The sequence below is a fragment of the Rhodanobacter sp. OR87 genome, assembly GCF_000473345.1.
Lineage (GTDB): Bacteria > Pseudomonadota > Gammaproteobacteria > Xanthomonadales > Rhodanobacteraceae > Rhodanobacter > Rhodanobacter denitrificans.
In genome coordinates, this window is record NZ_AXBJ01000003.1 from 122011 (window position 1) to 139884 (window position 17874).

Genomic DNA, 17874 nt, shown 5'->3' on the forward strand with positions numbered 1-17874 from the left:
CATGTCCGCATGCTCAATGACCCACTGCGCCGCCGGCGCTGCCGAATGGCGGTTTGGCAAACCACAGCACCGGGATCAGCAGCACGAACAGGATCGCGCAGGCCCAGAACACGTCGTTCACTGCCAGTGTCAGCGCCTCGCGCGTCAGCAGCTGGTCGATCAGGCCCAGGCTCTGCGTGTGCGACAGCCCGCCATGCGTCAGCTGGCCGACGAACCCGGTGGTGGCCGGGTGGCCGGGGCTGACGTACTCGGTCAGCGTGGCGTGGTGGGATTCGCCGCGGTGCTGCCACAACGTCACCATGACCGCGGTAGATACGCTCGAACCGATCGTGCGGCAGAAGTTGGACAGCCCCGAGGCGCTGGCGATCTGGTCCACCGGCAGGCCGGACAGGTAGACCTGGTTCAACGGGATGAAGAAGCACGGGATCGCCAGGCCCATCACGAAGCGCGGAATCACCAGGGCGGAGAACGAGGCGGAGCTGTCGAAAGTGGAGAACCAGTACGCGGTGCCGGCGAACACCAGGAACGCGAACGTCACCACCGCGCGCAGGTCCAGCCGATGCATGTTTTTGCCCAGCACCGGCGCGATCAGGAACGCCAGCACGCCGACCGGCGCGGTGGCCAGCCCGGCCCAGGTGGCGGTGTAGCCCAGGGTGATCTGCAGCCACAGCGGGAACACCACGTTGATGCCGAAGAACGCGAACATACCCAGCGAGAGGCTGACCACGCCCACAGTGAAGTTGCGTTGCTTGAACAGCGACAGATCCACCACCGGATGCTTCGCGTGCAGTTCCCACACGATCAGGAAGGTGAGGCAGACCAGCGCGACCAGGCCCAGGGTGAGGATCATCGGCGAGGCGAACCAGTCGTGGTCGTTGCCGTTGTCCAGCATGAACTGCAGCGCGCCTACGCCGACCACCAGCAAGGCCAGGCCGATCATGTCGATCGGCGCCTTGAAGGTCTTCGTCTCGCGCTTGCGCAGCAAGCCCCAGGTGACGGCCGCCGCAGCCAGCCCGACCGGCAGGTTGATGTAGAAGATCCACGGCCAGGAGAAGTTGTCGGTCAGCCAGCCGCCCAGGATCGGCCCGAAGATCGGCGCCACCACCACGGTCATCGCCCACAGCGCCAGCGCGATGCCTTGCTTCTCCTTCGGGTAGTTGGACAGCAGCAGGGTCAGCGACAGCGCCACCATCGGGCCGGAACCGGCGCCCTGCAGCAGGCGGCCGATCACCAGCATCGGCATGCTGGTGGCCAGGCCGCACAGCATCGAGAAGATCACGAACAGCAGCACCGAGCCGACGAAGGTCTTCACCTCGCCGAAGCGGCGCGCCAGCCAGCCGGTGAGCGGCTGCATGATCGCGCTGGCCAGCGCGTAGGAGCTGATCGTCCAGGTGCCTTCGCTGGGGCTCACGCCGAGGCTGCCGGCGATGTGCGGCACCGCGACGTTGACGATCGTCATGTCCAGCACCTCCATGAAGGTGCTGAACGCGACGGCGATGGTGAGCAACGCCAGCGGGCCGCCGTGCAGCGGCTTCAACGGAGCGTCGGGTGTGGCGTCGTTCGGCGTGGCGGCCATGATGGTCCGGCTCAGTTCGCGGCGGTGGCGTGGGACAGGTTGGCGCGGATGATGCGGTCGGCCTCCGCGTCGGCTTGGCTGGCCATCTGGTCGTAGACGCCAGTCTGCGCCACCGGCTGTTGCGTCGGCGCGTTGGCCAGCACGCTGCCCTGGTCATGGCGGATGTCGACGGTGACGTCGGTGGACAGGCCGATGCGCAGCGGATGCCGGTCCAGCTCCTGGTTGTCCAGCGCGATGCGCACCGGCACGCGCTGCACCACCTTGATCCAGTTGCCGGTGGCGTTCTGCGCCGGCAGCAGCGAGAACACGCTGCCGGTGCCGGCGCCCAGGCCGACCACCTTGCCGTGGTAGACGGCATCGCTGCCATAGAGGTCGGAGACGATCTTCGCCGGCTGGCCGATGCGGATGTGGCGCAGCTGGCTCTCCTTGAAGTTCGCGTCGATCCACAGGTCGTGCAGCGGCACCACGGTCATCAGCTGCTGGCCCGGCTGCACGCTGTTGCCCAACTGCACGCTGCGCTCGGCCACGTAGCCGGACACCGGCGCGTAGATCGCGTTGCGCTGCGCGGCGACCCAGGCGGCGCGGAAGTTCGCGCGGGCCTGCAGCACCACCGGGTTCTGCGCCACGTCGGTGCCTTCGATCGCGGCATGCGCGGCGGCGGCCTGCGCCTCGGCGGCATTCACCGCGGCACGCGCCTGCTCCACGCCGTCGCGCAGGTGCTGCACGATCTCCGGCGATTCGGCCTGGGCGGCGATCAGCGGCAGGCGCCGCTTGAGGTCCGCCTCGGCCTTCTTCAGGTCCAGCTTCGCGGCGACCACCTGCGCATCGGCGCTGGTCGCCGAACTGGTCTGCTGGCGCACGCCGCGCACGGCCTGGGCCAGCGCGCTGCGCGCCTGCGCCAGGCGGGTGTCGGCGTCGGTGCTGTCCAGTTTCACCAGCACCTGGCCGGCCTCGACGTGCTGGGTGTCGTCGGCGAGGATCGCCACCACGGTACCCGGTACCTGTGCCGAGATCGCCACCTGGTTGCCGCCGACGTAGGCGTTGTCGGTCTTCACCCGGGTCGACAGCACGAAGAACCACAGCAGGAACCACAGCAGCGCGGCGAGGATGAACACGCTGGCCACGATCAGCAGCGTGCGCCGGCGCTTGGCCGGATCCTTCGCGGCCATGCCGCTGTCGTTGGCGTCGGCGGAGGTCTTGGCGGATTCAATGGCGCTCATGCGGGGCGGCTCCGGCGGTAACGGAAGAGGAAGGGGAGGTGGCGGCGTCGGTGGCGCGGTAGCCGCCGCCGAGGGCCTTGATCAGGGCCAGGTCGGTGCTTACCGCCTGCGCCTGCAGCTGGGTGGCGGCGTCGCGTTGCTGCAGCAACGCGGCTTGCGCGCCCAGGCTTTCGCGCAGGTCGCGCACGCCCTGGCGGGCCCGCGCCTGCGCGTTCGCCAGCAGGCGCTGGTCGGCGTCGAGCTGGGCCTGCTGCTCGTGCCGGCGGGCGGCGACCTGCTCGGCGCTCAGGGCCTGCGTGGCCACTTCACGCGCGGCGGCCAGCACGGCGCTATCGTACTGCGCCACGGCCGCGTCGAGCTGGGCCTTGCTGACGCCGTAATTCGCCTCGAGCGCGCCGCCGTTGAAGATCGGCAGGTGCAGCGCCGGGGTCAGCGCGAACGTGCGGCTGCCGGCAGTGAGCAGCTTGCCCATGTCGATGCTGGACAGGCCGGCCAGGGCGGTGAGGCTGATGTCGGGGAAGAACTCGGCGCGCGCAGCGTCGGTCTGCTTCAGCGCGGCCTCGACCTGCCAGCGGCTGGCGGCGATGTCGGGGCGGCGCGCAATCAGGTCCAGCCCGCCGTTCGCCGGCACGCCGCGTTCGATCGCCGGCAGCGGCCGCGCCCGAAGCTCGGGCAGCTCGGTCGGTGCGACGCCGAGCAGCGAGGCCAGCGCGGCGCGGCGGATCTGCGCCGAGCCGTCGAGCGCCACGCGCATCTCGCGCACCGCAGCCAGCTGGGCCCGGGCCTTCTGCGCCTCGTCGGGCAGGTCCACGCCCTGGCGCACGCGCAACTCGGCGATATCGGCGAACTGTTGTTGCGTGGCCAGCAAGCGGTCGGCCAGCTGCAGCCGCGCCTGGTCGGCCTGCCAGCCGAAGTAGGTGTCGGCGACGGCGTACTGGATTGCCAGCGCGGCGGCGCTGCGCTGCGCCTCGGCCGCGTGCGCCTGGTCCAGTGCGGCTTCCATCGTCGCGCGTTTCTTGCCCCACCAGTCGAAGTCGTACTGCAACTGCACGCCGAGGTCGGCCTGGTTGTACCAGCTGAAGCCGAGGAACTGGCTGGGGATCAGGCCGTGGTCGCTCAGCCGCTCGCGCGTCACCTGGGCGCTGCCGTTGACCGACAACCCGAGCTGCGCCGCGGCCAGCTTCGCCGACTGCTCGGCGTTGCGCACGCGGCTCTGCGCCAGCGCCAGGTCCGGTGATTGCTGCATGGCACGATCCATCAGGCCGTCCAGTTGCGGGTCGTCGTACTGGCGCCACCATTGGGCGGTTGGCCAGCCGGCACGGACCGGGGCCTGCAGGCCGGCCAGCGGCACATCGTCGCGCAGCGCCGGTGTGCCGAGCCTGGCCGGTGCAGCGGCACAGCCGGCCAGCGCCAGCACCATCGCGGCGACCAGCACCGTGCGACCGCGGAGCGGGGCATGTTTCATCGGGGTGTCCTTCATGGGAGGCGGCTTTCGCCCAACTGGTCGAGGTTGCCCGCCAGCTTGCGCAGCAGGCGATCGAAATGGCGTTTGTCGGTGTCGCTGAAGCCGGCAAACATGGTGGCGACGCGGGGGAACATCGGCGGCAGCATCTTCTGCACGAAGCGCCGCCCGGCTGCGGTGATGCGGATCAGCACGCGGCGGCGGTCCGCTTCGCTGCCGCCGCGGGTGATCAGCCCACGCTTGACCAGCGCGTTGGCGATGCGGGTCATGTTGGTGGCGCCCTGCGAGGTGTACTCGCACAGCTCGCCCGGGGTCGAGCTGCCGTCCGGGCGGCTGTACAGGATCATCAGGGTCAGGAATTCGCTGTGGTTGAGTTTGTGCGCCTTCAGCTTGAATTCGAGCTCTTCCTCGATGTCGTCGCCGAGCATCAGCATCAACCGGCACAGCCGCGCTTCGAGCGCAGGTACCTGCGGGATGATCTGGCTGACCCGGCCGACGCCTTCGTCCATCATCGTGATGCAGTTTGCCAGGCGTGCCATTTCACTGACTCATATTTCACCAGTGAAATAAAAAATAGCAAACCGGGGTCACCGTTGGCAAGTGACGGATGGCCTGGGCGTCAGTTGAGCCTGAACAGGCGGCGGGCGTTGGCGCTGGTGGCGGCGGCGATGTCCGCTTCCGGCGCGTTGCGCAGCGCAGCGATGCAGCGCAGGACTTCGACGACATGGGCCGGCTCGTTGCGCTCGCCGCGATGGGCGGCGCCGGGCTGGTCCGGCGCGTCGCTTTCCAGCAACAGGAACTCGATCGGCATCTGCGCCACGATCCGGCGCAGGCGCTGCGCGCGTTCGTAGGTCACCGGGCCGCCGATGCCGAGGTGGAAACCCAGATCCCACAGCTGGCGCGCCTGCTGCTCGCTACCGGAGAAGCTGTGCACCACGCCGCGCAACCTGCCGTTGCGGCGCAAGGTCAGGGTGACTTCCTCCAGCGCGCCGCGCGCATGCACGATCACCGGCAGGTCGTGCTCGCCGGCCAGCTGCAGCTGACGCCAGAAGCAGTGCCGCTGCAGTTCCCGGTCGAGGTCGTCCCGGTGGAAGTCCAGCCCGATCTCGCCGACCGCCACTGGACGGTTCTCGTTCAGCCAGGAAGACAGGGCGTCGACATGCTCCGGCGCATGTTGCAACAGGAACAGCGGGTGCAGCCCATAGGCGGGGTGCACCCCGGCATGACGGGCGCAGAGCTGGCGGATTTCCGGCCAGCTCCGGGCATCGACGGCAGGAACGACCAGCGTGTCGACGCCGCTCTGGCGGGCGCGTTCGATGACCGCCTCGAGATCACCAGCGAACGCCTGGTCGTCGAGATGCACGTGGCTGTCGACGAGCGGTACCCGGGTTCGTTTTTCGTGCACTGGCAGAGAGTCCTGCGTCGGTGGCGTGAAGATAATGTAACGAGCGTGAGCTAGCTGCGATTCAGTTGAACAACGGTTCAATGGCCACGCAGGTAATTGCGCGATGCCGGGGGCATCCCGCCATGCCGCCAAACAAAAAACAGAGGAGAGGATCGTAATGAACAGATTGACAGCCAATGTACTCAATGTCGCCATTGCGGCGGTACTCGCGACTGGCCTCTCGGCCTGCAACCGCAATGCGGACGCCGGCGCTTCCAATGCCTCCGCCGACGCGGGCACCAGCGCGGACGCCGGGGTCAAGTACGCCAAGGTGGTCAGCGTCGACCCGGTGCGTTCGACGGTGAACAATCCGAAGCAGGTTTGCCATGACGAGACGGTCACGCATACCGAGCCGCCGAAGGATGAGCACCGCATCGCCGGTACCGCGATCGGCGCGGTGGTCGGCGGCCTGGTCGGCAATCAGGTCGGCGGCGGCAAGGGCAAGACGCTGGCCACGGTGGCCGGTGCGGTCGGTGGCGGCTATGCCGGCAACCGCATCCAGGCCAGCCGGCAGCATGCCCAGGTGAGCTCGACGGTGGAGCGCAAGTGCGAAACCGTCAACAACACCAGCAGCAAGATCGTCGGTTACGACGTTCGTTACGAATACAACGGCGTCACCCGCACGGTGCGGATGGATCATGACCCGGGCGACCGGGTGCAGGTGCAGGAAGGCGTGACGGCGGTGTCCGACGCCCACTGAAGCAACCCCGGAAAAGGAACGAGCCCATGAATGCACTGACCAGCAAATTCGCCATGGCCGCCGCGATGAGCGCCGGACTGGCCCTCGCCGGCTGCGCGACCTCGCCGTACGGCAACGACGGCACCTACAACCGCGGTTATCAGGGACAGAACGGTTACGGCGACCGCAGCGTGCGCTGCCAGACGTGCGGCGTGGTGCAGGAGGTGCAGCAGGTCTACATCGATGGCAGCAGCGGCAACGGCGGTACGCTGGGCGCGATCATCGGCGCTGTGGCCGGTGGCGTGCTCGGTAACCAGGTTGGCAAGGGTGACGGCCGCAAGGCCGCCACCGTGGCCGGCGCGGTCGCCGGCGGCGTCGTCGGCAACCAGATCGGCAAGCGCAACAGCGGCAGCGACGTCGCCTGGCGCATCGTGGTTCGACTGGACAATGGCCAGTACGCCACGGTGACCCAGCGCGAGAACCCCGGTGTCCGCAGCGGCGACTACGTCGAGGTTCGTGGCGATCACGTCTATGCGCGTTGAGTAATGACATATGGACGTCTGGACGTCCAAAAAAGAAAAGGCCCTCGAAAGAGGGCCTTTTTGTTTGGTCGCCGATGAGCGGTCAGTTCACTGCGTAGAACGCGTGCTCGCCGATCGTCACGCTTGGGCGGTTGCGCGACCATGCGGGCGAGATCGCGGTGGTGGCGAAGTGGTCGGCGCGCGGCACCAGCATGCGACGCTGCGCCACCGGCAGCTGCCAGTTCCGGATCGACATGCCGGCGATCTGCCATGCCTTGTTGAAGGCTTCGAGGTTGGTGATTTCGAACGAGCCGGGCGTGGTCGTGGTGGCGAACTGGTGGGGCGAGGTCACCACCTTGCAGACGGTGTCGCCCCAGCGCCCGCGGTCGCGGCGACGCAGCGCCACTTCCGCCACGGCGAGCTGACCATTGGTCGGTTCACTGCGTGCTTCGAGGTAGACGGTGGTGGCCAGGCAAGCCTGGTCAGCGACGGGCTGCGGCATCAGGGTCGTCAGCCACAACAGCATGGAAAGTTTCATGGTTCTGCCTCCAACGTGCTGTACGCGCGAAGCAGTTGCAGCTTCGAGCGCCGTTGCGGTGGACGGGCGGGCAGGCCGTTCCACCTGGATCAATCGTCGTGGCCGAAACTTGTGGCCAAGACGCTTTGCCACGGGATTGTGGCGGGTCGAACGGCGGTTCAGGCCGGTCGGGGGATTTGGCTGTTGTCGGGCGTTGCGCGGCCGCGTCGGCCGTGTTGCCTTCGACTACTACGCACTCGTTGGCTGCGAGGCGGTGTTCCATCCGGCGTTGTTGCTGCCGGGTCGCGCCGATTCGGATTCTTCCGGTTCGTCGCGTGTATCGGCACCCCGTGTTCCGGCTGCCGCGATATTCGATCGGCGGAGCCTAGTGGCGGATTTCGTAGCTGGCAAGTGCCGGGATGCCGAAGTTCAGTTGACGCTCACGATCCCTTGATGCGCATTGCACGCGAAATTCATCTGCGTCGCCGGTCGTCGCTCACGCCGGCCACGACGCGATGATGTCGAGCGCGAGGTTGTCGTCGAATGCATGCGGATGCCCGGCGCCAACCGTTGCGGCGATGTCATCGCTCAACACGACGAGTGCCTCGATGCCGTCATCCGTGCCGACGACATCGAGCACGCAACCAGCCTCGCGCCCATCTCGCCGCAGCGTGTCGCCGGCGACCGCTGCTTGCGACAAAGTGACGCGATGCAGATGTCGCTTGTGCCCGCCGCGGAAATGCAGCCGTGCGACGATTTCCTGGCCGGGGTAGCAGCCCTTGTCGATGGCGACGGCATGCAGGCGCTGCAGCGACAAGGCCGGCGGCAGCAATTCGCCCAGCAAGCATGCCGGCAGCCACGGCCAGCCTGCGCGCAACTGCGGCAGGCGCCACGCGTCGTCGCCCGCGCCGGTGGCGATGAGGCGAAGGCTGTGCGTGCCGCAGCCGAGCGACACGTTCTCGCCGTCGTCGGCGACCGCGTGCAGCGGCAGCACCGCGCCGGTGGCGAGGCGGCGCGGCGGACATGCCGTCACGCTGAGTTTCGAACGGAACACGAAGCGGTGCAGTGCATCGGCCATCGCCGCGGCGTCGCCTCCGCGCAGCAGCAGCAGGTAGCGCTCGTCGGCGAGTCGGGCCAGCTGGAACAGTGCGCGCACGCGTCCCTGCGGATCGAGCCATGCGCTGAATTGCCACTGGCCGATGGCGAGCGAGCTGACGGGGCTGCTGAACTGCGCGTGCGCGAAAGCTCTCGCGTCGGGGCCTTCGATCAGCAGGGTTTCGGCGGAGTGGTGTGTCGGCATGAGGCTGCTGGAGTTGGGGGTGCATGGCGCGAGACACAAGTGACGACGCGCGATGCGAGTGCACCGGTGCGTGATGCATGGTTGTACTGCATTGCCGCAAGTATTAACCTTTGGCGGCTTACAAAAAACCATGTCCACTACCTCCTCTCCAGCCGAATCCACACCCGTTTCCGTTCCGGCGGAAACGACTGTCGTGCCTGTCAGGCCGGCGGTGGACAAGGTATCGGGGGAGAAGCCGGCTCCCGATCCCACGCGTTATGGCGATTGGGAAAAGAACGGACGCTGTATCGACTTCTGAACGACCGCGCGGCGCTCGTCGTCGTCGCGCATCAGGACAGGGGAAGGTGCGGCATGGGCACCAGCGATTCCACACAGGATAGCCGCCATGGCAGACAAGCAACGACCGCTCTCCCCGCACCTGCAGGTTTACAGGTGGCAGATACAGATGGTGACTTCCATCCTGCATCGTGCCACCGGCATCGCCCTGGCCGTTGGCACGCTGCTGGTGGTGTGGGGGATTCTGGCGCTGGCCTCCGGCGAGGCGGCCTTCGAGCAATTCAAGACCTGCACCGGCAGCCCGATCGGCCTCATCCTGCTGGTGGGCTGGACTTGGGCGCTCGGCTATCACCTGTGCAACGGCATCCGCCACCTGGTGCAGGACACCGGCGCGGGTTACAAGATTCCCCAGTTCGTGCGTTCAAGCTGGCTGTCGGTGATCGGCAGCTTCGTGCTCACGGTACTTATCTGGGCCTGCGTGCTCGCTCAAGGAGGTGCGGCATGAACCTGCGCGTGGGTACCGATGATGTGCGCAGCCAGCTGCGCCACCCGATGAAACATGCGCGTGGCCTGGGCTCGGCGCAGCATGGCGTGGACCACTGGTGGGTGCAGCGCGTCACCGCCGCTGCACTGATCGCGCTCGGTCTGTGGTTCGTGGTCACCGTGCTCTCCCTGCTACACGCCGACTACGCCACGGCAAAGGCCATGGTGGCCAGGCCGTGGAATGCGCTGCTGCTGATGCTGTTCGTGGTCACCGCGTTCTGGCACGCCGTGCTTGGCTTGCAGGTGGTGATCGAGGATTACGTGCACACCCGCTGGAAGGAAGTGGTGCTGCTGGTGGCGATCAAGTTCCTCGCGGTGCTGGGCGCGCTCGCGGGCGTGCTGGCCGTGCTGCGCATCGCATTGGGAGTCTGAGACCGTGGAAAGCTACAAGATCCAGCAGCACAAGTACGACGTGGTGGTGGTCGGCGCCGGCGGCGCCGGCCTGCGTGCCACCTTCGGCCTCGCCGAGAAGGGCCTCAAGGCGGCCTGCGTCACCAAGGTGTTTCCCACCCGTTCGCATACCGTGGCGGCGCAAGGCGGCATCGCCGCCGCGCTCGGCAACATGGGCGAGGACGACTGGCGCTTCCACTTCTATGACACGGTGAAGGGTGGCGACTGGCTGGGCGATCAGGACGCGATCGAGTACATGTGCAAGAACGCGCCGCAGTCGGTGATCGAGCTGGAGCACTACGGCGTGCCGTTCTCGCGTACCGAGGACGGCCACATCTATCAGCGCCCGTTCGGCGGCATGACCACGCACTACGGCAAGGGCACCGCGCAGCGCACCTGCGCCGCCGCCGACCGCACCGGCCACGCGATCCTGCACACGCTGTACCAGCAGGCGCTGGCGCACGACGCCACCTTCTTCGTCGAGTATTTCGCCACCGACCTGATCTTCGACGAGGAAGGCGTCTGCCGCGGCGTGCTGGCGCTGGACATGAACGAGGGCACGCTGCACGTCTTCCGCGGCCAGGCGGTGGTGCTGGCTACCGGGGGTTACGGCCGTGCCTACTTCAGCGCCACTTCCGCACATACCTGCACCGGCGACGGCGGCGGCATGGTGTTGCGCGCGGGCTTGGCGCTGCAGGATCTGGAGTTCGTGCAGTTCCACCCCACCGGCATCTACGGCGCCGGCTGCCTGATCACCGAGGGCGTGCGCGGCGAGGGCGGCTACCTCACCAATTCCAAGGGCGAGCGCTTCATGGAGCGCTATGCGCCCAGCGCGAAGGACCTGGCCTCGCGCGACGTGGTCAGCCGCGCCATCACCATCGAGATCCGCGAAGGCCGCGGCGTGGGCGAGCACCAGGACCATGCCTTCCTCAACCTCATGCATCTCGGTCCGGAAGTTATCCACGAGCGCCTGCCGGGCATCGCCGAGTCGGCGCGCATCTTCGCCGGCGTGGACGTGACCAAGGAGCCGATCCCGATCCTGCCCACCGTGCACTACAACATGGGCGGCATCCCCACCAACTACCACGGCGAAGTGGTGCAGAAGAAGGGCGACGACGTCGACGCCGTGGTACCGGGCCTGTTCGCCATCGGCGAAGCGGCCTGCGTGTCGGTGCACGGCGGCAACCGCCTGGGCTCCAACTCGCTGCTCGATCTGGTGGTATTCGGTCGCGCGGTGGCGCACCGCTGCGCCGAGCTCATCCAGCCCGGCGCCGCGCACAAGGATCTGCCGGCCAGCGCACTGGACAAGGCGCTGGCCCGTTTCGACGGCCTGCGCCACGCCGGCGGCGAATTGCCGACGGCGCAGATCCGCCTCGACATGCAGCGCACCATGCAGGCCGACGCCGCGGTGTTCCGCACCGGCGAGACGCTGAAGGAAGGCTGCACCAAGATCGACAAGGTGCGCGACTCGTTCAAGCAGGTGAAGGTCACCGACCGCTCGCTGGTGTGGAACTCCGACCTGATCGAGACGCTGGAGCTGGCCAACCTGCTCGACCAGGCGGTGGGCACCATGCACTCGGCCGAGCAGCGCCCGGAGAGCCGCGGCGCCCATGCGCGCGAGGACTTCCCCGAGCGCAACGACGCCGAATGGATGAAGCACACCCTGGTCAAGGTGGACGAGAACGGCAAGACCAGCTTCGACTATCGCCCGGTGCACATGTTCACCCTCTCCGACGAGGTCGAAGTGGTGCCGCCGAAGAAGCGCGTGTATTGAGTGCGGGAGTGGGGAATGGGGAACAGGGCATCGTGTTGCGTGCGAACCTGATCCGTCCCGGTCCTTTCTGTCTACTGCGGATGCATACCAATGGCTGAATTCTCACTGCCGAAAAACTCCAAGATCCAGCCGGGCAAGCACTACCCGGCGAAGAACGCGAAGAAGCCGCGTACCTTCCGGATCTATCGCTGGAGTCCGGACGACGACCAGAACCCGCGCATCGACACCTACGAGGTCGACCTGGCCGCCTGCGGCCCGATGGTTCTGGACGCGCTGCTGAAGATCAAGAACGAGATCGACCCCACGCTCACGCTGCGTCGCTCCTGCCGCGAAGGCATCTGCGGCTCGTGCGCCATGAACATCGACGGCACCAACACGTTGGCCTGCATCTGCGCGATCGACAGCGTCGCCGCCGGCGACGTGAAGATCTACCCGTTGCCGCACATGCCGGTGGTGAAGGACCTGGTGCCCGACCTCACCCATTTCTACGCCCAGTACGCATCGATCAAGCCGTGGGTCCGCACGCAGAGCGCGGTGCCCGACAAGGAGCGCCTGCAGTCGCCGGAAGACCGCAAGAAGCTCGACGGCCTGTACGAATGCATCCTGTGCGCCTGCTGCTCCACCAGCTGCCCCAGCTACTGGTGGAACGGCGACAAGTACCTCGGCCCGGCGATCCTGCTGCAGGCCTACCGCTGGATCGTCGACTCGCGCGATGAAACCACCGGCGAGCGCCTGGATGATCTGGAAGACCCGTTCAAGCTGTACCGCTGCCACACCATCATGAACTGCACGCGCACCTGCCCGAAAGGCCTGAACCCGGCCAAGGCGATCGCGGAGATCAAGAAGCTGATGGTGGAGCGGCGCTCGGCCTGAGCGCGCTACCGGGTTTCGTACGCTACAGGCCGCCATGCGCGGCCTGTAGCGTTCCGGTGCAACGGCTACACTCCGCCTTCATGGACAACGACCGAGCCTCGTGATGGATGAAGCACGCATCAAGCGTCTGCGCTGGCGCACCCGCCGCGGCACGCGCGAACTGGACGCGCTGTTCGGCGGCTGGCTGGACGAATGTTTCGCCGATGCGGACGAGGCGCGACGCCAGGCCTTCGACCAACTGCTCGACGTGCAGGACCCGGACCTGTGGGACTGGGTGATGGGTCACGCGCGCCCCGAGCGGGCAGACTGGCAGGCGATCGTCGATGACATCCGCGCCCGCCATCGGCTTTGAGTACCGGCCGTCGCGACGGCTGCGGCAAGCCCTGGTACTGGTTGCCGCCCTGGCGTGGCTCGCCGTGGCGTTGAGCGCGCTGCCCGCATGGCTGAAGCTGCTGCTGGCGGCAGCCGTGGCAATGGCGACCTGGCACACGCTTCGACGCCTGGCCGCCGCCCCGGTCACGGCGGCCGGCTGGAGCGCCGACGATGCCTGGACGCTGCACCTGGCCGATCACCAGGACATGCCAGCCACGCTGGCCTCGTTCCGCGTGCTCGGCGTGTTCGTGCTGCTGCGCCTGCATACGGCGGAGCAGGGCGTGCAGATGCTGCTGCTGGCGCCGGACAACAGCGATGCGGACATCCGCCGGCGCCTGCGCATGCGGCTGGCGGCCATGCAGCCCGACGAGGCCGTGCCGCACCTTTGAGCGTGGCGGCAACTTCGACGCTGCAGCGCGGTCCGAGCGAATGCCCGATAATGGGCGACCGGGCGGCCCGCCCTGCGATTCCCACAAGCGACCCGCCCATGTTCCGACCGCTCGAACTCTTCATCGGCCTGCGCTACACCCGCGCCAAGCGGCGCAACCAGTTCATCTCCTTCATCTCCACCGTGTCGATCGTGTGCATCGCGATCAGCGTGGTCGCGCTGATCACGGTGATGTCGGTGATGAACGGCTTCGACTACCAGATGCGCTCGCGCATCCTCGGCGCGATCTCGCACGCCACCGTGTCCGGCATCGGCGAGAGCGTGCAGGACTGGCCGCGTGCATTGCAGATCGCCGAGGCCAACCCGCACGTGCTGGGCGCCGCGCCGTACGTGGAGACCGAGGCCTATCTGAATGCCCGTCGCTCCAGCGGCGCGCTGGTGCGCGGCGTCGAGCCGGCGCAGGAACCGAGGGTCGTCGACATCGACAAGCACATGCTGGAGGGAAAGCTCGCCGAGCTGACCCCGGGCAGCTGGAACATCGTGCTGGGCCGCGAGCTGGCGATGACGCTCGGCGTTACCGTCGGCGACCGCATCACCATGGTCGTGCAGCAGCTGCGCGCCACGCCGATGGGCAGCGTGCCGCGGATGCGCAGCTTCCACGTGGTGGGCACGTTCGAGCTGGGCATGGAGCAGTTCGACTCCGGCCTGGCCCTGGTCAACATGAGCGACGCCGAGAAGCTCAACGACCTCAGCGGCCCGACCGGCATCCGCCTGAAGCTCGACGACCTGTTCAACGCCCGTCCGGTCGCGCGCGAGCTGGCCGACCAGTTGGGCCAGGTCTACCGGGTGCAGACCTGGATGGACACCAACGCGAACCTGTTCGCCGCGCTGTCGATGGAAAAGATGGTGATGTTCATCATCCTGTCGCTGATCATCCTGGTCGCGGTGATCAACCTGATCTCGATGCTGATGATGCTGGTCACCGACAAGCAGGCCGACATCGCGATCCTGCGCACGCTCGGCGCCACCCCGCGCAGCATCATGGGCATGTTCATGGTGCAGGGCGTGCTGGTGGGCTTCGTCGGCATCGGCTTCGGCGTGGGCTTCGGCTCGCTGCTGTCGTGGAAGCTGCCGGGCATCATCAAGTGGATCGAGCACACCTTCCACGTCACCTTCCTGTCGCCGGACGTCTACTACATCAGCGAGGTGCCGAGCCGGCTCGACTGGCAGGACGTGGGCTGGACCGCGCTGCTCACCTTCGCGTTCTCGCTGCTGGCCACCCTCTACCCCGCGTGGCGCGCCTCGCGCACGCAGCCGGCGCAGGCGTTGCGCTATGAATAAGGCCGCCATGAATTCCACGACCGAAAACGTGCTGCGTGCCAGCCACGTCGCCAAGACCTACGACGAGGGCGGCCTGCGCACCGAGGTGCTGAGCGACGTCAGCTTCACCCTGAAGCGCGGCGAGACGATGGCGATCGTCGGCGCCTCCGGCTCGGGCAAGAGCACCCTGCTGCACATCATCGGCGGACTCGACACGCTGACCGCCGGCGAGGTGGAAGTGGACGGCCGCGTGCTGTCGAAGCTGTCCGACGCCGAGCGCGGCCGCGTGCGCAACCGCTCGCTCGGCTTCATCTACCAGTTCCACCACCTGCTGCCCGAGTTCACCGCGCTGGAGAATGTGTGCATGCCGCTGCTGATCCGCGGCACCGCGATCGCCGAGGCGCAGAAGCAGGCCATGGCCTTGCTGGAACGGGTCGGCCTGGGCGGGCGCACGCAGCACAAGCCGTCCGAGCTGTCCGGCGGCGAACGCCAGCGCTGCGCGGTGGCGCGCGCGCTGGTGACCCGTCCGGCTTGCGTGCTCGGCGACGAGCCCACCGGCAACCTCGACGAAGGCAATGCTGCGCAGGTCTACGCGCTGATGCTGGAGCTCAACCGCGAGATCGGCACCAGCTTCGTGCTGGTCACCCACGATCCGCAGCTGGCGGCGAAGATGGACCGCACCCTGGTGCTGCACAACGGCGTGCTGCAGGAAAGCCCGAAAGCCTGACGCTCTGGCTTGTTTCTCCGTGGCACCGGGAAGAGGGCCGACTTCGTGCTTTCAGGCGGGCGCCTACACGCTTTTCATCTTCGTCGCTGCCGCCACCGCGCTAGGCTCGGACTCTTCCAGGATGGAATGAGGCACGCGACATGGCGCGACTCGGGGCGATCACGGCGGCGTCGGCCTTGCTCGGCGGCGTGCTGCTGGTGCAGTGGCTGCCGCAGTTGCCGCCTTACTGGAGCCTGGTCCTGGTGCTGCTGGCGGCCGCGTGGCTGGCCTGGCGTTGCCCGCGCTGGCGCTGGCTGGCCTGGTTGCTGTTCGGCATCGCGTGGGCGGCGTGGCGCGGCGGCGTGGCGATGGACGCGCGGCTGCCGCGGGTGCTGGAAGGGCGCGATTTCGTCGTCGTCGGCACGATCGCCGACCTGCCGCTGGCGCAGCCGGATGCCAGCCGCTTCACGCTGCAGGCGGAACAGGTCACGCTGGACGGCCAGCCGATCGCGTTGCACGGGCGCATCACGGTGGCCTGGTACGAGGATGCGCCGCCGCTGCGGCCGTGTTCACGCTGGCGGCTGTCGCTGCGCCTGAGGCGGCCGCGCGGGCTGCTCGATCCCGGCGGCGCCGACAGCGAACGCTCGGCGCTGCAGCGGGGTATCGTCGCCACCGGTTACGTGCGCGACGTTGCCGACAACGCGCCACTGGCCGGCACGCCCTGGTGCGTCGACGGGGTGCGCGATGCAGTGGCCCGCGGCATCGCGGTACGCGTGCACGACCGACATGACGCGGCCTTGCTGCAGGCGTTCACGGTCGGCGACACGCGCGGGCTGCAGCAGCGCGACTGGGCGGTGGCGCGTGCGAACGGGGTCTCGCACCTGATCGCGATCTCCGGCTTCCACGTCGGCGTGGCAGCGGTGTTCGGCGTGTGGCTGGCATGGCTGGTTTACGCGCTGTGGCCGCGGCTGGGCCTGTGGTTGCCGCGGCCGCAGGCGCAGGCCGCGGCGGCACTGCTGGTGGCCGCGATGTACAGCGCGCTGGCCGGTTTCGGCCTGCCCACGGTGCGCACCCTGCTGATGATCGCGGTGGTGGCGCTGGCGCGCTGCAGCCGTCGCGGCAGCAGTGGTGCGCAATCGCTGGCGCTGGCGCTGATCGCGATCCTGCTGGCCGATCCGCTGGCGGTGCTGGCGGCGGGGTTCTGGCTGTCGTTCGTCGGCGTGGCGTTCCTGATGCTGTGCCTGCAGTCGCGTGGCCGCGGCGTGCGCGCGTTCCTGCACGAGCTGTCGGCCGGGCAGCTGCTGATGACGGTGGCGTTGCTGCCGCTGACCTTGTGGTTCTTCGGCCAGGCTTCGCTGGTGGGCGCGTTGTCGAACCTGATCGCGGTGCCCGTGGTCAGCTTCGTGATCGTGCCATGCGCCTTGCTCGGCATGCTGCTGCTGGGCCTGTGCCCGCCGCTGGCCGCGCCGGTGCTGTGGCTGGCCGCGCGGATCGCACATGCGCAATGGTGGCTGCTGGAACAGATGGCGACGTGGCCCGGCGCGCACTGGTACCTGCCCGCGGTGCAGGCGCCTGCGCTGCTGCTGGCCGTGCTCGGCGCACTGTGGCTGTTCCTGCCGCGCGGCGTGCCGCTGCGCGGGCTCGGCCTGCTGCTGTTCCTGCCGCTGCTGTGGCCGCCGTTGCCGCGGCCGCTGGAGGGTGCCTTCCAGGTATGGGTGCTCGACGTGGGGCAGGGCTTGTCGGTGCTGCTGCGCACCCGCGACCACGCGCTGGTGTATGACGCCGGCGCGCGCTATCCGTCCGGTTTCGATGTGGGCGAAGCGGTGGTGTTGCCGTCGATGCATGCACTGGGCATCGACCACCTGGACATGCTGGTGATCAGCCATGGCGACAATGATCATGCCGGCGGCGCCGAAGCGGTGGCGAACGCGTTTCCGCAGGCGCAGCGCTACGCCGGCGAGCCGTCGCGGGTGCGGGTGCCGATGCGGCAGTGCGTGGCGGGTCAGGCATGGCAATGGGATGGCGTGCGTTTTCGCGTGCTGAACCCACCCCGCGGCGCGGGCGACCGCGACAACGACAGCTCCTGCGTGCTGCTGGTCGAGGGCCGCGGCGGGCGCCTGCTGCTGCCCGGCGACATCAGCTCCACGGCGGAACCGCTGGTGGCGGCGGCACTCGGCCCCGGCCCGGCGCCGGTGCTGCTGGTGCCGCACCACGGCAGCCGGACCTCGTCCGGCGCCGCCTTCATCGCCGCCGTGCGGCCACGGCTGGCGCTGGTGTCGGCGGGCTGGCGCAACCGTTTCGGCCACCCCCGGCCAGAGGTGCTGGCGCGCTACGCCGCGGCCCGCGTGCCGGTGTTCGATACCGCCGGGCAGGGTGCGATGGCGCTGGATTTCCCCGCCGACGCGCCGCCGCGGCGCGAACCGGGCTGGCGCCAGCGGCAGGCGCGTTACTGGCGCGAGTGAGCGGGCCGGCGGGGAATGCCACGCATGCCGCAGTACATCGGGGCGAGACTG

The 17874-nt window shown here is 68.2% G+C and carries 19 protein-coding genes; 12 read left to right on the top strand and 7 right to left on the bottom strand.

Going from position 1 to position 17874, the window contains the following annotated elements; all coding sequences use genetic code 11:
- Positions 1-13: 13 nt before the first annotated feature.
- The 5 genes from RHOOR87_RS0103685 to RHOOR87_RS0103705 form a co-directional block, all read right to left on the bottom strand.
- Positions 14-1576, bottom strand: coding sequence for a DHA2 family efflux MFS transporter permease subunit (locus RHOOR87_RS0103685; RefSeq protein ID WP_007508967.1), 1563 nt, complete (start codon positions 1574-1576; stop codon positions 14-16).
- A gap of 11 nt (positions 1577-1587) precedes the next feature.
- A complete protein-coding gene (locus tag RHOOR87_RS0103690; protein WP_007508966.1) occupies positions 1588-2796 on the bottom strand; it encodes an HlyD family efflux transporter periplasmic adaptor subunit in 1209 nt (402 codons plus the stop codon).
- On the bottom strand, positions 2783-4261 hold the full coding sequence (locus RHOOR87_RS0103695; RefSeq protein WP_015448073.1) for an efflux transporter outer membrane subunit: 1479 nt from the start codon (positions 4259-4261) through the stop codon (positions 2783-2785). The genes RHOOR87_RS0103690 and RHOOR87_RS0103695 overlap by 14 nt, the downstream gene beginning before the upstream one ends.
- A gap of 11 nt (positions 4262-4272) precedes the next feature.
- On the bottom strand, positions 4273-4797 hold the full coding sequence (locus RHOOR87_RS0103700; RefSeq protein WP_007508962.1) for a MarR family transcriptional regulator: 525 nt from the start codon (positions 4795-4797) through the stop codon (positions 4273-4275).
- A gap of 80 nt (positions 4798-4877) precedes the next feature.
- Positions 4878-5663 (bottom strand): TatD family hydrolase, encoded by a 786-nt coding sequence (locus RHOOR87_RS0103705; RefSeq protein ID WP_015448072.1) that lies wholly within the window; start codon positions 5661-5663, stop codon positions 4878-4880.
- Between the two features lie 157 nt (positions 5664-5820).
- Here RHOOR87_RS0103705 and RHOOR87_RS0103710 point away from each other — a divergent pair, with 157 nt between their 5' ends.
- Positions 5821-6402 carry a glycine zipper 2TM domain-containing protein gene (locus tag RHOOR87_RS0103710; RefSeq protein ID WP_007508956.1) on the top strand — a complete coding sequence of 194 codons (582 nt, stop codon included), beginning with the start codon at positions 5821-5823 and terminating at the stop codon, positions 6400-6402.
- Between the two features lie 26 nt (positions 6403-6428).
- Positions 6429-6923 carry a glycine zipper 2TM domain-containing protein gene (locus tag RHOOR87_RS0103715; protein WP_007508954.1) on the top strand — a complete coding sequence of 165 codons (495 nt, stop codon included), beginning with the start codon at positions 6429-6431 and terminating at the stop codon, positions 6921-6923.
- A gap of 82 nt (positions 6924-7005) precedes the next feature.
- Here the strand turns inward: RHOOR87_RS0103715 and RHOOR87_RS0103720 are convergent, their stop codons facing one another.
- Positions 7006-7440, bottom strand: a complete 435-nt coding sequence (locus RHOOR87_RS0103720; protein WP_015448071.1) for a cell wall hydrolase — start codon at positions 7438-7440, stop codon at positions 7006-7008.
- A 475-nt stretch (positions 7441-7915) separates the two neighbouring features.
- A complete protein-coding gene (locus RHOOR87_RS0103725) occupies positions 7916-8938 on the bottom strand; it encodes a folate-binding protein (RefSeq protein WP_231381714.1) in 1023 nt (340 codons plus the stop codon).
- Between RHOOR87_RS0103725 and RHOOR87_RS20685 the strand changes: the two genes are divergently transcribed.
- From RHOOR87_RS20685 to RHOOR87_RS0103770, 10 genes are all read left to right on the top strand, one after another.
- Positions 8931-9017, top strand: a complete 87-nt coding sequence (locus RHOOR87_RS20685; protein ID WP_231378305.1) for a DUF1674 domain-containing protein — start codon at positions 8931-8933, stop codon at positions 9015-9017. The genes RHOOR87_RS0103725 and RHOOR87_RS20685 overlap by 8 nt on opposite strands.
- An 87-nt stretch (positions 9018-9104) precedes the next feature.
- Positions 9105-9500 carry a succinate dehydrogenase, cytochrome b556 subunit gene (gene sdhC / locus RHOOR87_RS0103730; RefSeq protein ID WP_007508947.1) on the top strand — a complete coding sequence of 132 codons (396 nt, stop codon included), beginning with the start codon at positions 9105-9107 and terminating at the stop codon, positions 9498-9500.
- On the top strand, positions 9497-9910 hold the full coding sequence (gene sdhD, locus RHOOR87_RS0103735; RefSeq protein WP_007508944.1) for a succinate dehydrogenase, hydrophobic membrane anchor protein: 414 nt from the start codon (positions 9497-9499) through the stop codon (positions 9908-9910). Before sdhC ends, sdhD begins: the two co-directional genes overlap by 4 nt.
- Positions 9911-9914: 4 nt before the next feature.
- Positions 9915-11702 carry a succinate dehydrogenase flavoprotein subunit gene (gene sdhA / locus RHOOR87_RS0103740; RefSeq protein ID WP_007508942.1) on the top strand — a complete coding sequence of 596 codons (1788 nt, stop codon included), beginning with the start codon at positions 9915-9917 and terminating at the stop codon, positions 11700-11702.
- 90 nt (positions 11703-11792) lie between these two features.
- Positions 11793-12575 (top strand): succinate dehydrogenase iron-sulfur subunit, encoded by a 783-nt coding sequence (locus tag RHOOR87_RS0103745; RefSeq protein ID WP_007508940.1) that lies wholly within the window; start codon positions 11793-11795, stop codon positions 12573-12575.
- A 103-nt stretch (positions 12576-12678) separates the two neighbouring features.
- Positions 12679-12927: a succinate dehydrogenase assembly factor 2 gene (locus RHOOR87_RS0103750; RefSeq protein ID WP_007508938.1), complete on the top strand. Its 249-nt coding sequence runs from the start codon at positions 12679-12681 to the stop codon at positions 12925-12927.
- Positions 12899-13336 carry a protein YgfX gene (locus tag RHOOR87_RS0103755; protein WP_007508937.1) on the top strand — a complete coding sequence of 146 codons (438 nt, stop codon included), beginning with the start codon at positions 12899-12901 and terminating at the stop codon, positions 13334-13336. The genes RHOOR87_RS0103750 and RHOOR87_RS0103755 overlap by 29 nt, the downstream gene beginning before the upstream one ends.
- Before the next feature lie 98 nt (positions 13337-13434).
- Positions 13435-14676 carry a lipoprotein-releasing ABC transporter permease subunit gene (locus RHOOR87_RS0103760; protein WP_007508934.1) on the top strand — a complete coding sequence of 414 codons (1242 nt, stop codon included), beginning with the start codon at positions 13435-13437 and terminating at the stop codon, positions 14674-14676.
- Between the two features lie 7 nt (positions 14677-14683).
- Complete coding sequence (gene lolD / locus RHOOR87_RS0103765; RefSeq protein ID WP_027484278.1) at positions 14684-15382, top strand: lipoprotein-releasing ABC transporter ATP-binding protein LolD; 699 nt, start codon at positions 14684-14686, stop codon at positions 15380-15382.
- 140 nt (positions 15383-15522) lie between these two features.
- Positions 15523-17823 carry a DNA internalization-related competence protein ComEC/Rec2 gene (locus tag RHOOR87_RS0103770; protein WP_027484279.1) on the top strand — a complete coding sequence of 767 codons (2301 nt, stop codon included), beginning with the start codon at positions 15523-15525 and terminating at the stop codon, positions 17821-17823.
- Positions 17824-17874: the final 51 nt, after the last annotated feature.